Origin of the sequence: Staphylococcus sp. HMSC077D08 (assembly GCF_001837945.1) — a bacterium.
GTDB classification, from domain to species: domain Bacteria; phylum Bacillota; class Bacilli; order Staphylococcales; family Staphylococcaceae; genus Staphylococcus; species Staphylococcus epidermidis.
In genome coordinates, this window is sequence record NZ_KV834799.1 from 4196 (window position 1) to 19082 (window position 14887).

At 31.8% G+C, this 14887-nt stretch carries 10 protein-coding genes and 2 pseudogenes; 10 read left to right on the forward strand and 2 right to left on the reverse strand.

Going from position 1 to position 14887, the window contains the following annotated elements; translation table 11 throughout:
* Positions 1 to 228: 228 nt before the first annotated feature.
* From HMPREF2663_RS08510 to HMPREF2663_RS08520, 3 genes and pseudogenes are all read left to right on the forward strand, one after another.
* Positions 229 to 1761, forward strand: a pseudogene (locus HMPREF2663_RS08510) (PTS lactose transporter subunit IIBC); the annotation flags it as partial.
* A 15-nt stretch (positions 1762 to 1776) separates the two neighbouring features.
* Positions 1777 to 3189 (forward strand): 6-phospho-beta-galactosidase, encoded by a 1413-nt coding sequence (lacG, locus tag HMPREF2663_RS08515; RefSeq protein WP_002447347.1) that lies wholly within the window; start codon positions 1777 to 1779, stop codon positions 3187 to 3189.
* Between the two features lie 267 nt (positions 3190 to 3456).
* Positions 3457 to 4324 (forward strand): annotated as a pseudogene (locus tag HMPREF2663_RS08520) (alpha/beta hydrolase).
* Between the two features lie 76 nt (positions 4325 to 4400).
* On the opposite strand, the gene HMPREF2663_RS08525 reads toward HMPREF2663_RS08520, so the two are convergent.
* Complete coding sequence (locus HMPREF2663_RS08525) at positions 4401 to 5426, reverse strand: LLM class flavin-dependent oxidoreductase (RefSeq protein ID WP_046044426.1); 1026 nt, start codon at positions 5424 to 5426, stop codon at positions 4401 to 4403.
* Positions 5427 to 5565: 139 nt separating this feature from the next.
* On the opposite strand from HMPREF2663_RS08525, the gene HMPREF2663_RS08530 reads away from it, so the two are divergent.
* From HMPREF2663_RS08530 to HMPREF2663_RS08550, 5 genes are all read left to right on the forward strand, one after another.
* Positions 5566 to 6570, forward strand: a complete 1005-nt coding sequence (locus HMPREF2663_RS08530) for an NADP-dependent oxidoreductase (RefSeq protein ID WP_046044427.1) — start codon at positions 5566 to 5568, stop codon at positions 6568 to 6570.
* Positions 6571 to 6668: 98 nt separating this feature from the next.
* On the forward strand, positions 6669 to 7679 hold the full coding sequence (locus HMPREF2663_RS08535) for a zinc-binding alcohol dehydrogenase family protein (RefSeq protein WP_002474903.1): 1011 nt from the start codon (positions 6669 to 6671) through the stop codon (positions 7677 to 7679).
* 793 nt (positions 7680 to 8472) lie between these two features.
* Positions 8473 to 9009, forward strand: a complete 537-nt coding sequence (gene amaP / locus HMPREF2663_RS08540) for an alkaline shock response membrane anchor protein AmaP (protein ID WP_070846202.1) — start codon at positions 8473 to 8475, stop codon at positions 9007 to 9009.
* A gap of 12 nt (positions 9010 to 9021) precedes the next feature.
* Positions 9022 to 9261 (forward strand): DUF2273 domain-containing protein, encoded by a 240-nt coding sequence (locus tag HMPREF2663_RS08545; RefSeq protein ID WP_001829717.1) that lies wholly within the window; start codon positions 9022 to 9024, stop codon positions 9259 to 9261.
* Between the two features lie 69 nt (positions 9262 to 9330).
* Entirely contained in the window at positions 9331 to 9831 is a 501-nt protein-coding gene (locus tag HMPREF2663_RS08550) for an Asp23/Gls24 family envelope stress response protein (protein ID WP_002447353.1), read from the forward strand.
* Between the two features lie 60 nt (positions 9832 to 9891).
* Here the strand turns inward: HMPREF2663_RS08550 and HMPREF2663_RS08555 are convergent, their stop codons facing one another.
* Entirely contained in the window at positions 9892 to 11853 is a 1962-nt protein-coding gene (locus HMPREF2663_RS08555; RefSeq protein WP_070846204.1) for an IucA/IucC family protein, read from the reverse strand.
* 102 nt (positions 11854 to 11955) lie between these two features.
* On the opposite strand from HMPREF2663_RS08555, the gene HMPREF2663_RS08560 reads away from it, so the two are divergent.
* Both HMPREF2663_RS08560 and HMPREF2663_RS08565 read left to right on the forward strand, forming a co-directional pair.
* Positions 11956 to 13137, forward strand: coding sequence for an MFS transporter (locus HMPREF2663_RS08560; protein WP_070846206.1), 1182 nt, complete (start codon positions 11956 to 11958; stop codon positions 13135 to 13137).
* Positions 13127 to 14884 carry an IucA/IucC family protein gene (locus HMPREF2663_RS08565; RefSeq protein WP_070846208.1) on the forward strand — a complete coding sequence of 586 codons (1758 nt, stop codon included), beginning with the start codon at positions 13127 to 13129 and terminating at the stop codon, positions 14882 to 14884. The genes HMPREF2663_RS08560 and HMPREF2663_RS08565 overlap by 11 nt, the downstream gene beginning before the upstream one ends.
* The last annotated feature ends 3 nt before the right edge of the window (positions 14885 to 14887 follow it).

Here is a 14887-nt window from a genome sequence, read left to right on the forward strand (position 1 = left end):
AAAAAAGGGCATAATTTTGATGATAAGGGCAAATTAAATAGTTAGCACACGGACAAGTTAAATAATTCGTTTCAAGCGTCACTCATTGAGTGGCGTTTTTTATTTTGAATACGTTTTGAATACGTTATTTAAAAATTAATAGCAATCTATAATAATGATATGACTATAAAATATTGATATATCAACGTTTATAAACAGTTAGAAATACATATAAAAAGTACAAACTAAACAATGGGAATAGTTGGTTTGCTTGTAGCAGGAACCACAGCTAAATCCTTAACTGATTCTTACAATCGAAAACTAGATAAAACGAATCAGATCAACTTTATTTCGACAATGATGGCAGCTATTTGTGGATTTTTATTCTTAGCTGCTGATCCTGTTAAAGATGGTGGATTTTCTAGTGCATTTATGGGTACAAAAGGTTTATTGACAGCCTTTATTTCCGCGTTTATTACCGTGATTGTTTATAATTTCTTTGTCAAAAGAAATATTACCATTAAAATGCCTAAAGAAGTCCCACCAAATATATCTCAGGTATTTAAAGATATTTTCCCTTTATCAGCAGTTATTTTAATTTTGTATGCTTTAGACTTACTTTCAAGAGCAATAGTTCACACGAATGTAGCAAATGCAGTACTAAAAGTATTTGAGCCACTATTTACTGCGGCAGATGGTTGGATTGGGGTTACACTCATATTCGGTGCGTTTGCGTTCTTCTGGTTTGTAGGTATTCATGGGCCTTCTATTGTTGAACCAGCGATTGCAGCAATTACTTATGCGAACCTTGAAACAAATTTACACTTAATACAAGCTGGAGAACATGCTGATAAAGTGATTACACCGGGTACACAGATGTTCGTAGCAACTATGGGAGGAACCGGTGCAACATTAGTTGTTCCATTTATGTTTATGTGGTTAACAAAATCAAAAAGAAATAAAGCGATAGGTAGAGCATCAGTCGTACCTACATTCTTTGGTGTCAATGAACCCATACTTTTTGGTGCACCACTCGTGCTAAATCCGGTATTCTTTATACCCTTTATTTTTGCACCTATAGTAAACATATGGATTTTTAAATTTTTTGTTGATGTCTTAAACATGAATAGTTTTAGTATCTTTTTACCTTGGACTACTCCTGGTCCACTCGGTATTATTATGGGGACTGGATTTGCATTTTGGTCATTTGTGTTAGCAATATTACTTATTGTTGTTGATGTGATCATTTACTATCCATTCTTAAAAGTATACGATGAACAAGTGCTTGAAGAAGAATTAGGAAATAAAGAAGCAAATAATGAATTAAAAGAAAAAGTATCAGCAAACTTTGATACGAAAAAAGCCGATGCTATTTTAGCAACTGCAGGGGCAAGTGAAGCGGATACTGATGATACATCTTCAGTTGATGAAACAACTTCTACATCCTCTACAGATACTATTAGTGAACAAACAAATGTTTTAGTTTTATGTGCAGGTGGAGGTACAAGTGGTTTACTAGCTAATGCTTTAAATAAAGCTGCTGAAGAGTATGAAGTACCAGTAAAAGCAGCAGCAGGTGGTTATGGTGCACATATGGATATTATGAAAGATTATCAATTAATTATCTTAGCACCACAAGTTGCTTCTAATTATGAAGATATTAAACAAGATACTGATCGCTTAGGAATTAAATTAGCCAAAACTGAAGGCGCTCAATATATCAAGTTAACAAGAGACGGTGAGGCGGCTTTAGAATTTGTAAAACAACAATTTAACAATTAAAAAGGAGTTTTATATATGACTAAGAAATTACCTGATGACTTTATTTTTGGTGGAGCAACCGCTGCATATCAAGCAGAAGGAGCTACTCAGACTGATGGTAAAGGGCGTGTCGCTTGGGACACGTATTTAGAGGAGAATTATTGGTACACAGCTGAACCAGCAAGTGATTTTTATAACAGATATCCTGTTGACTTGGAATTAAGTGAACGCTTTGGTGTAAATGGTATACGTATCTCAATTGCTTGGTCTCGTATTTTTCCTAAAGGTTACGGTGAAGTGAATCAAAAAGGTGTCGAGTATTATCATAATCTTTTCAAAGAATGTCATAAGCGTCATGTCGAGCCTTTTGTAACATTACATCACTTTGACACACCAGAAGTACTTCACAAAGATGGAGATTTCTTAAATCGTAAAACTATAGACTATTTTGTAGATTATGCTGAATTTTGTTTCAAAGAATTTCCAGAAGTTAAGTATTGGACAACATTCAATGAAATTGGGCCAATTGGTGATGGTCAATATTTAGTTGGTAAATTCCCTCCAGGTATCAAATATGACTTTGAAAAAGTATTCCAATCTCATCATAATATGATGGTTGCACACGCACGTGCTGTTAAACTTTTTAAAGATAAAAATTATAAGGGAGAAATAGGTGTTGTCCATGCATTACCTACAAAATATCCATATGATCCATCTAATCCTGAAGATGTGAGAGCAGCCGAACTTGAAGATATTATTCATAATAAATTTATTTTAGATGCAACATACCTTGGTAAGTACTCACGTGAAACGATGGAAGGAGTACAACACATCCTATCTGTGAATGGTGGTCAATTAGAGATTTCTGATGAAGACTACAAAATTTTAGATGAAGCTAAGGATTTAAACGATTTCTTAGGTATTAATTATTATATGAGTGACTGGATGCGTGGTTATGAAGGTGAATCTGAAATAACACATAATGCTACTGGTGATAAAGGTGGATCTAAGTATCAACTTAAAGGTGTAGGACAACGTGAATTTGATGTTGATGTTCCTAGAACCGATTGGGATTGGATGATTTATCCACAAGGTTTATATGACCAAATTATGCGTGTAGTAAAAGATTATCCAAATTATCATAAGATTTATATTACTGAAAATGGATTAGGATATAAAGATGTATTCGATGAAAAAGAAAAAACAGTACATGACGATGCACGAATTGACTATATTAAACAGCATCTAAATGTGATAGCAGATGCGATTGCAGACGGTGCCAATGTTAAAGGATACTTCTTATGGTCTCTAATGGATGTATTTTCATGGTCAAATGGTTATGAAAAAAGATACGGTTTATTCTATGTTGATTTTGAAACACAAGAAAGATTCCCTAAAAAAAGTGCATATTGGTACAAAGAACTTGCAGAGAGTAAAGAAATTAAATAAAAGCTAAATATTAACTAGAAAAAAGACAGTTGACTAAGAGCACTTATTAAAGTATTTAAAACAAAAACGATTATTTCCAATGAAAATGATTTGGAAATAATCGTTTTTTTACGTATATTCTTTTTCAAGTAAAGTAGTTTAAAATAGAGTTATGTCTCATTGTAATATACCTTATCGAACTAAGATTATTTTAAAGTAATCCCATAAATCAAATAAATTTTTACTAGTAATAGTATAGTTAATAAATAAACATGAAGAGGGCTAATGATGAAGTCAAAATTCACAATTCTATTATTTACAATCTTATCTACGACAGTATTAGTTTTATTTATTATTTATAACAAAACTCAATCGCAATCATACATTTCGACTCAATATTCTAATAATAAATTAAAAACAACGGCAACAATTTTTTTACATGGTTATGGTGGTAGCGAACGGCTCAGAAACGTTTATGGTCAAACAAGCATTAAATAAAAATGTAACCAATGAAGTGATAACCGCTAGAGTAAGTCGTGAAGGAAAAGTATATTTTGATAAAAAATTAAGTAAAGATGCAGCTAACCCTATTGTCAAAGTAGAATTTAAAGATAATAAAAATGGAAATTTTAAAGAAAATGCTTTCTGGATTAAAGAAATTCTATCACAACTAAAAAGTCAATTTGGAATTCAACAATTTAATTTTGTAGGACATTCAATGGGGAACATGTCATTTGCTTTTTACATGAAAAATTATGGAGACGATCTGCATTTGCCACAACTTAAAAAAGAAGTTAATATAGCGGGAGTTTATAACGGGGTTTTGAATATGAATGAGGAAGTGAATGAAATTATCATAGATAAACAGGGAAAACCAAGTAGAATGAATCCCGCATATCGACAATTGTTATCATTGCATAAGATTTATAGTGGTAAGGAAATAGAAGTTTTAAATATCTACGGAGATTTACAAGATGGCTCACATTCAGATGGACGTGTGTCAAATAGCTCTTCTCAATCGCTTCAATATTTACTAAGAGGTAGCGCTAAGTCTTATCAAGAAATGAAATTTAAAGGTGCAAAGGCACAACATAGTCAATTACATGAGAATAAAGATGTTGCAAATAAAATCATACAATTCTTATGGGGAATTTAAAAGTAGTAAACAAAACGCACGATTGAATGATAACTTGACTTTCAAGTGAATCAATCGTGCGTCTTTTAGTAATAGTCTAAAATTCATCGCGTGAACAAGATGGAATCAATTCATTCGCAATTAACTCAATTAATTCCATTCTAGCGTCTTCACCAAATACATGAGGTAAGATGAGGATTTCATCCACTTTAAATTGTTGATGAAGTAAGGTAAGTTGTTCCGCAACATCATTTGGCATTCCGTATATGATTTTTGATTTCATCTTTTCAAGCTTTTCTAATTCTCGTTGACTATAATGCTTGCTCTGCGCTGTTTCAATCGATGGATAGCTCTTAGGTTGATTTAAATAGTTAATACGCATCAACCAAAGTTGAAGCGCATGTAGCAATTGTTTAACTCTAGACAAATTAGGAGCTGTTACTACAAAAGTTGCTAAAATAACATATGGTTTTGCATTATTAATTTCACCATGATAAGCTTTGAAATATTTTCGATAAGTGCTTATAGCTTCATGAAGGTCAGTCTCAGATTGTCCCATTCGTGCAATAACAAAAGGTAGTCCCCGCTGAGCGGCTAATTTTGCGCTTCTATTACTCATACCTAAAATATATAGCTGAGGAAATGAAGTAACCATAGGTGTGGCTAATAATGATTTGAAACGATGGTCATGAGATGTATCGTTATTGAAGTATTTAAGCAAATCAGTAATCTGAGTATTGAATGGTAATTTTTTATTTTTGTTTTCATTTAATGCTTCATTAACATTTTTAAAGCTTGGCGAACGCCCGATAGCCATATCGATACGTTGGGGGTGTCTTGCTTCCATAATTTTAAATTGTTCAGCTACTTTATAAGGACTATAATGTGGTAACATCACACCTCCACTACCAACTCTGATGTGTTGTGTGTGTTCTAAAATTGACATCATTATTATTTCGGGTGCGCTCGAAACAACAGAATAAACTTGATGATGTTCTGCAACCCAGTATCGTAAGTACCCAAGTTTCTCAGCGTGTTGGGCTAATTCAATACTATGCTTTAGGGCGTCATTTGGGCTACGCCCTTCGAACAACGGGACATAATCAAGTAAACTTAATCTCATGAACACACATCTCCTATTCATTTATATTCACGATACTATAAATACTATTATATATTATACAAATGATATGTAATGATTGCGATCGAATTGTTTAGGGAAACATAAAAGCATAAACAATTATTATAAGGATGATGATGATATGAATAATGAACAAATAATATTTAATAAAGTACCTGACGGAATGCCACAAGACGATACATTTAAATATGAAGATATAGATGTTATTGAACCTTCAGAAAACGAATTGCAATTGAAAACATTATATATATCGGTTGATCCATATATGAGGGGACGTATGACAAATGCTGATTCTTATGTAGATCCTTTCAAACAAGGGGAACCTTTTAATGGACATACAGTATCTAAAGTTTTAAAATCCAAGGATAGTAATTTTGATGAAGGTGATATAGTAGTGGGCATGCTTCCTTGGAAAAAAATCAATACAGTAAATAGTGAGTATGTTAACAAAGTACCTTCTTCTGACGTACCATTACATCTTTATCTTAGTGTGTTGGGGATGCCAGGTCAGACAGCTTATCATGGACTACTTGATATCGGACAACCTAAAGAAGGTGAAACAGTAGTTATTTCAGCAGCTTCAGGTGCAGTTGGCTCAGTTGTGGGCCAAATTGCGAAACTTAAAGGTTGCAGAGTCGTTGGTATAGCAGGTGGAGATGAAAAAGTGAACTATCTAAAAAAAGAACTTCATTTTGATGCTGGTATCGATTACAAAAAAGATAACTTCCCTGAAGCCTTAAAAGAAGCGGTGCCTAACGGTATAGATGTCTACTTTGAAAATGTAGGTGGATATATTGGCGATGAAGTCTTCAAACATCTCAATACACATGCAAGAATTCCTGTTTGTGGTGCGATTTCATCCTATAATCATCCAGAAAAAGACATTGGGCCACGCATTCAGCAAACATTGATTAAAAATCAAGCAATGATGAGAGGTTTCTTAGTAGCGGAATTCGCTGATAATTTTAAAGAAGCGAGCAAGCAATTAGCTGAATGGGTTCAAGAGAATAAAATTAAAACACAAGTTTCAGTAGAAGATGGTTTTGATAAAGTACCGCAAGCCTTTAGAAATCTGCTAACTGGTGATAATTTTGGTAAACAAGTTATTAAAGTGGCAAGTGAATAAAAACAAAGCATTAATTTATTTGACGATAAAACGTTTACACTATAAGTAGTAAATTGAAGTGATATAATAAAATTAAATAATTTTAAAGAGGTGGCACTATGAAAGCGATAGGATTTAAATCTCCATTCCAATTAGATGAAGGAAATTGTTTTGAGGAATTTAACTTTGATATACCTCATCCATCCGGCCATGAATTATTAGTCAAGGTTCAAAGTATTAGTGTGAATCCTGTTGATACAAAACAGCGTACGATGCCAGTTGACAAAGCGCCACGTGTACTTGGCTTTGATGCTGTTGGTGTGATTGAAAAGATTGGAGATCAAGTGTCAATGTTTCAAGAAGGGGACGTCGTTTTTTATTCAGGTTCCCCTAACCAAAATGGTTCGAATGAAGAATACCAATTAATAGAGGAGTATTTAGTAGCTAAAGCACCTAAAAATTTGAAAAGTGAACAAGCAGCTAGCCTACCTTTAACTGGGCTAACAGCTTATGAAACGCTTTTCGATGTTTTTGGGATTTCAAAAAATCCTTCTGAAAATAAAGGTAAATCTTTGTTAATAATTAATGGAGCAGGTGGTGTAGGTAGTATTGCAACACAGATAGCGAAATTTTATGGGTTGAAGGTTATTACAACTGCTTCGAGAGAGGATACTATAAAGTGGTCTATTAATATGGGTGCTGATATTGTACTGAATCATAGGAAAGATTTACGTCAACAATTTAAAGATAATCATATTGAGGGTGTTGACTATATCTTTTGTACATTTGATACAGATAAGTATTATGAAATGATGGTTAACTTAGTTAAACCTAGAGGACATATTGCGACAATTGTCGCATTTAATTCGCAACAAGATTTAAATTTATTGAAATCTAAAAGTGTAACATTTACGCATGAATTTATGTTTTCAAGACCATTACACCATACAGATGATGTAATCAAACACCATGAATATCTTAAGGATATAGCAGAAAAGGTTGAACAGGGATATTATCAACCAACTACCACGAAAGTTATCAACGGATTAAATGTAGATAGCCTTTATGAAGCGCATCAAATTTTAGAGTCTCATTCTATGATTGGTAAGCTTGTTATCAATCTTAAGTAAAAAACGTTATATAAATGTCAGTATATGTATGAAAAGGCGACAACATTTATTATCCTAATTCAGTTTAAAGTTTTAATATGAATCATAATCGATACGAGATAAGCGTTTATTTTAACGCAGTGATTAATCATTAATACACCATAAAAGCCTGGAACATTTGATGTTCCAGGCTTTTATATTTGTCATTTGAAATTATTAATCATTTCAAACAGAGTGTGATAGAACATGTATATTTAATCTTTTGATGTAGTGTATTAGTAGACTATAGCCATGAATTTTAATTTAAGCACTTTTACTTTATTTGAATAATGATATTCATACTTAAGTCTACTGTTTGTACCAATCGTGTTTAAATATGCTTAGTTCCTGCCTAGTGATTAATATTATTTTATATAAGTTGGTGTAATATTTTGTTCCTACACGCAGTAACATAAAGTCATTACAATATAGCTTATAGTGATTTTATTAACATTTTCATTAATGGTTATTGCAATTATTCGATTCTAATAAAAGTCTCCAATAAAAGAACTATCTATACGTTATCAGACAAGTATAACATGGACATGAAAAACTATATATTAAAATTTAAAGCTCTATAATGAAAATAAAATTAATTTGCTTAATTCTGGTTTTCTATTAAAAAAATAGGGAATAACGATTGTAAGATGTACTTCTTTAAATATATTTTAAATTAGATATCAATTTGAATTATTAATGTTTTAAAAAATATTTATAGGGTACCTAATTGATGTATAATCTAAAATTAACTTTTGCTAAGGAGGTGACGTGCGAGGTGAAAAGACTTAAGAATTTTATTCTCGGCTTACTCATTGTGGCTATAGTTGGCTTCCTATTATTTATGTATATAGATGATAGTCGTATTCAAAGTTATCAAGACTACTTCTTACAATTTAATTGGTTCCAACCACTATTGATTGGGCTTGCAGGATTACTTATATTAATAGGACTTATATTAGTACTTAGTATTTTTAAACCTACGCATCGCAAACCTGGACTTTATAAAGACTTTGATGATGGACATATTTACGTATCACGTAAAGCTGTTGAAAAAACAATTTACGATACAATCGCTAAATATGATCAAGTTAGACAACCAAATGTTGTAAGTAAGCTCTATAACAAAAAGAATAAATCATTCATTGACATCAAAGCAGATTTCTTCGTACCAAACCATGTTCAAGTTAAGAGTTTAACAGAGAGTATTCGTGCTGATATCAAAAGTAATGTTGAACACTTTACTGAAATTCCTGTAAGAAAATTAGAAGTTAACGTACGTGATCAGAAAACATCTGGTCCACGCGTATTGTAAGGGAGGGATACCATGGCTGATAATAACAATCAAAACGGACAAGACGCTACTCAACAATTTATAAATATTTTAAAATCGTTTAAATGGCGTATTATTGGATTTTTAGCATTTTTAATTATAGCTATATTATTCCTAACTCTTGGATTCTGGAAGACAATTTTAATTATAGTCTTATGTTTAATAGGAATCGGTATCGGGTATATTAAAGACCGTACTCAAGATTTCTTAAACTTCCTAAATAGATGGAGTTAGACTCAGATATTAAGAAGTTTCTAATTAATTTATGGATAAAACTAATTTAAAAATAAAGGAGAATGTATTATGGCAGTAGATAACAATAAAGCTAAACAAGCATATGATAATCAAACAGGTGTTAATGAACAAGAAAGAAAAGAGCAACAACAAGCTCAAAATAATCAACCTCAATTTGAAAACAAATTAACTTTCTCAGATGAAGTAGTTGAAAAAATTGCTGGTATTGCAGCACGTGAAGTTAAAGGAATTTTAGACATGAAAGGTGGCTTCACAGACAGCTTTACTAACGCTTTCTCAAGCGGTAACAATGTAACTACAGGCGTATCTGTAGAAGTTGGAGAAAAACAAGCTGCTGTAGATTTAAAAGTTATTTTAGAATATGGTGAATCTGCACCTAAAATTTTCCGTAAAGTGACAGACTTAGTTAAAGAACAAGTAAAATATATTACTGGTTTAGAAGTTGTTGAAGTTAACATGCAAGTTGACGACGTAATGACAAAAAAAGAATGGCAACAAAAAAACGAAAAAGATAACAAAGAAAACAATGAAAGAGAAGGTTTAAAATAATCAATCTCTTGATGTATACCAAAAAAGCACTTGAGCATCATGCTCAAGTGCTTTTTGATTTTATAAATCATTCTTTCTATGAAGTGGATTATTCACTTTAATATACGTATATTCATGTGCTTGATCCTCTAAACGCATTGTTGTGACACACTTATAATCGATTTCGGATGCGAAAATAGTGCGCTTGATGTTGTTGAGATGTTGTTTTGAAATGTGAGTCATGTGATTAAAAATGTCTTCTACTGTTTGTGCAATAATTTGCCATATTTCTTGTTCAAGAATTTTACTATCAGAATATTTAGCTATTGTAATAACGAGTTCACCTAAATGATTTTGAACTGTTGAATAGAACATTTTATTAAATACTGATGTTTTAGAATTTGTAAGGATTCTAGATTTTTCATGGAAATGTTGAGTAGTAAATCCAGCATTATTCAATTGCTCATTATCAATACGTAATCCTTCAAAATCCCTGATATAAATCATATCTAGTGCGCCATCTTTATTAAAAGTTGCCACTGAATTTTGTAAATGTGCCTCTAGCGAAATTCCATATTTTGAATAAAGAGGTATAACTAAGCCAAGAAGAGCTTTGCTATAGTCTTTAATCCACTGTTTCGCTGCTTCTTCAAAATTTTTATATTGATGCGTATTTTGATACGTTTTGATTAACGTACAAATTGGTGCTTCAGTATTATATGGATAGGTCGCAACCAAACTTGATGGAATTACTGGCACTGTTTCATTAGATATAAACTGATATAAATTATTTCTAAACAAAGTCCCTAATTGTTCACTTCGATCTGTTTGAATTGACTCATTGTCGTTTCGATTATAAAAGTGAATCCCTGCATTTTCATCGATATAAGTAGATTGATAACGTGAAAAATCTTCATCTTTTGACATAATCTCCCTTAAAATTTGAGTCACTAATGGTCCATTATACGTCGTTTGTTCAGACAATGTTCGAATCTCACCAGTTATATGCACATTCGTTGATAATTTGATATGCGGGGATAAATCAGGTTGTTTAGGTACTAACGTTCTAAATGATAGACCAGCATAGTATGGTACTGAATGATTACTTATCAATATTAACTTTTCGTTTAGTTCATCCTGATAATCACTTTGTAAAATATGTTTTATTTGCCAAGGGTGAACCATCATTAAATGATAATTTTGTAAATTAAAATCTTCGCCAAATTCTTTTTCTAAGGTTTTAATTAAGTCAGGAAACATTTGCTTTACGGCATCATTGTAATCTACATTCAATGATTGAATACGACTTATACTTTTATGAATAAACACGGCTTTTAGATGAATAACATTACCAAATTCTGATGAATACATAAAGTTTTCCCTAGCATTCATTCCTTTTCTTAACTTAGCACCAGGATGAAGGGGATGGCCTTCGACGACAGATTGTTCAGAACGCAAGTAACTATCATTTGCATTTTTAATAAGGTGATATAATGGCGCTCTTTCATTACGCATCGTATGATGTTGGAAACTTAAAGCAAAAGTCATATTAGCTGCACTATTATTTAAATCATTTCTAAATTGTATACTAGCCTCGTTATTTAAGTTCTCATCTTCAATTAATATCCAATCTAATATTTGATTAGGATGTAGTACACGTTCAAAATCATCTTCTTTACTTAGATTCTTAAAATAAAAAGGTCCTTCGACATCAAGGCGATCGAATGCATGCATTCCAGTTATTGGTGCATACAAATAAATATTTGATGTTGGAAAATAGATTTCTAAAATGGCAATCACATTAACTCCGTAACCAGCAAACTGACGTCGATTAAGTACACGACTATGATCGCGACTTTTTACTAAATTCTCCCTATGTAAAGATGTAATTAAACGTTGACTTACTTTATCACGTCCATCTAATAAATGATCAATATAATTAGAAGACCACTTAGGATCATGATGTTTAAGAAAGTCATGTACATTATGCTCATCTTCAGTCATTATTATATTTTGTTTATTTATAAATTGATTGAAATTCATAATTCACCTCTTAAAAATATTTTACAAAAATAAATAACATTTGTATAATCCATATTAATGATAATGATAATTATTATCAACGAAAAAGACAGGTGGAATTTGATGGCAAAATATTTCTTTTCCAGTTCTTTTCTGTTATTTTTAGGAAATTGGATTGGTCAAGTGGGGTTAAATTGGTTCGTACTCACAACATATCATAATGCTGTATATTTAGGCTTAGTTAATTTCTGTCGTCTTATACCTATTTTACTATTAAGTGTTTGGGCAGGATCCATAGCTGATAAATATGACAAAGGTCTCCTGTTACGTATCACTATTAGTTCATCATTCATCATTACAGCATTATTGTGTTTACTTACATATAGTCTTAACACTATACCGATTTTCATCATACTTTTATATGCAACATTTAGGGGGATACTAAGTGCTGTAGAAACTCCGGTGAGACAAGCAGTTTTACCTGATTTATCTAGTAAAATTTCTACAACTCAAGCAGTTTCCTTTCATTCGTTCATTATTAATATATGTCGATCAATAGGGCCCGCAATAGCAGGTGGCTTAATAGCTGTATACCATACACCCACTACATTTTTAGCTCAAGCAATGTGCTATCTTATCGCAGCAATTTTATGCATACCTATTCATTTTGAAGTCATAGTAAGTCAAAAAGAAGGAAAAGCATTACCACTTAAAGTTGTGCTAAATTATTTTAAAAGTAATTTAGAAGGTAGTCAGATATTCATAACGTCTATAATTATTATGGCAACAGGCTTTTCTTATACTACAGTTTTACCAGTACTAACAAACCATATTTTTCCTGGTCAATCGCAAGTGTTTGGTATAGCTATGACTTTTTGTGCGATTGGAGGAATTGTTGCAACGATAGTCTTACCATCAATTTTAAAACACTTGAGTACAGTAAAAATGTATTATCTCAGTTCAATATTGTTTGGTATGGCTTTACTAGGTATTATCATACATCATTTAGTAGTCATGTTTATATGTATTACGTTAATAGGTTTGTTTAGTCAATGGGCTAGAACAACTAATAGAGTTTATTTTCAACATAGTGTAAAGGACTGTGATAGAGGGAAAGTATTAAGTATTGTAATGATGGATCGAGGTATGATTCCGTTAGGTAGTTTAATAATGAGCTTTTTCGCGGATATGTTCGGTATTTTAACTACATTTACTATTATGGGAATTAGCACTATTAGTATTTCAATCATTTTTTATATCATACAACGTATTTCGAATATGGAGGAGAGCAATAATGAATCATAAGGAATGGCTTTTAGCTGACAAAAACATCCAATATCGAACGATTAACGCAATGATTAAGGAGCATATTGTTTCTGAAGGTATGTGTATTAAAGAAGGTACGCATAAAGTTGAAATTTTTCTCAATGATCACCTTTTATCGTTAAAAGTAGCTCGAAAAAGTGCCTTAAAAAGATATGTTTTTACTGGTGACATAGTATTAGTAAATAAAAAATTGTCTCAATCAGTTGAAAGTTTAGAAGAACTTCTTCAAATACTAACGGAAATATTCCGTATCAACATTTCAAAACGATTATACAATGAATTAATTCATAGTAGGGATAGTTTGTATGAAACGTACAAACATTTTTATAATAGACAAACTCTCATTCATCAGAGTATGAAATTTAGTAAATTACCCGATTCTATAAATTTTATAGCTTGGCTGCAACATTTACAAGATAGTGGTATGACAGATGATTTAAGTTACTCGGAAAGTCTTGTGATAGAAGGGCATCCAACACATCCTTTAACAAAAACTAAATTGCCTCTCAGTAATAATGAATTGAAACTTTATGCACCAGAATTTGAAAAAGTTATTCCATTAAATATTATGCTTATTGAAAAAAATCATGTAGTAACAACAGCAATAAATGATGATCAGAATTTTATTCTGAATCAAGTTATTCCTGAATATCGAGATCGTTTAAAATGCTACCTCGAGCCACTTCGATTAAATCTTAACAATTACAGAGTGATGTTGATACATCCTTGGCAGTATGATCATACTATCGGCGAACAATTTGAAGAATGGATAGCCAAGAAAATCTTACTACCTACACCATTTACTGTTGAGTCTAAAGCTACTTTATCATTTAGAACAATGGATTTAATTCATAAACCATATCATGTAAAATTGCCAGTAAATGTTCAAGCTACAAGTGCTATTAGAACAGTTTCATCAGTTACGACTGTAGATGGTCCTAAGTTAAGCCATGCATTACAAGGATTGCTTCAGGAATTTCCAGAACTTCAAGTCGCGATGGAACCTTTTGGAGCTTATGCTCACACGGCATCTGATTTATCAAAACAATTAGCGCTTATCATACGTCAAAAACCAACGATATATGATTATGGTTGTACAGTTGTAACAGCTAGTTTAGTTAATCCTAATCCAATTGATAATCAGGCAGTTGTAGATAGTTATTTAAAATGGATAGAAAATGAAATCACACTTGATCATATTAAGCATTTTATAGCAGTTTATACACAAACCTTAGTTACACCACTTATTGCGTATATTCAAAATTATGGCATAGCACTTGAAGCGCATATGCAAAATACGATTGTTAATCTTGGACCTAATTATAAAATGAAATTCATTGTACGTGATTTAGGTGGTTCTCGTATAGATTTAAATACACTTAAACAGAAAGTTCCTCAAATAGATGTTACAAATGAAAGTCTTATTGCAGATACCATTGAGGAGGTTATTGCTAAATTTCAACATGCAGTGATTCAAAATCAGTTAGCAGAATTGATTCATCATTTTAATCAGTATGATGAAGTAATAGAAGAAGAATTATTTGAAATTGTGCGTGAAGAAATCGAAATGGCAATCGATAATGACAAGCCACATGCTGAAAAATTGAAAAAAATATTGTTTGGGTCAACTATCACAGTCAAAGCTTTATTAAGTATGAGAATGGAAAATAAAGTGAAAAAATATTTAAATACCAAGTTAGATAATCCAATAAAAAAAGAGGTGTAGTAC

Excerpts from the sequence above, each read along its gene's own strand:
- HMPREF2663_RS08555 (WP_070846204.1), bottom strand. The coding sequence starts at position 11,853 with ATGAATTTCAATCAATTTATAAATAAACAAAATATAATAATGACTGAA.
- lacG (WP_002447347.1), top strand. The coding sequence starts at position 1,777 with ATGACTAAGAAATTACCTGATGACTTTATTTTTGGTGGAGCAACCGCT.
- HMPREF2663_RS08565 (WP_070846208.1), top strand. The coding sequence starts at position 13,127 with ATGAATCATAAGGAATGGCTTTTAGCTGACAAAAACATCCAATATCGA.
- HMPREF2663_RS08545 (WP_001829717.1), top strand. The coding sequence starts at position 9,022 with ATGGCTGATAATAACAATCAAAACGGACAAGACGCTACTCAACAATTT.
- HMPREF2663_RS08530 (WP_046044427.1), top strand. The coding sequence starts at position 5,566 with ATGAATAATGAACAAATAATATTTAATAAAGTACCTGACGGAATGCCA.
- HMPREF2663_RS08560 (WP_070846206.1), top strand. The coding sequence starts at position 11,956 with ATGGCAAAATATTTCTTTTCCAGTTCTTTTCTGTTATTTTTAGGAAAT.
- HMPREF2663_RS08550 (WP_002447353.1), top strand. The coding sequence starts at position 9,331 with ATGGCAGTAGATAACAATAAAGCTAAACAAGCATATGATAATCAAACA.
- HMPREF2663_RS08525 (WP_046044426.1), bottom strand. The coding sequence starts at position 5,426 with ATGAGATTAAGTTTACTTGATTATGTCCCGTTGTTCGAAGGGCGTAGC.
- HMPREF2663_RS08535 (WP_002474903.1), top strand. The coding sequence starts at position 6,669 with ATGAAAGCGATAGGATTTAAATCTCCATTCCAATTAGATGAAGGAAAT.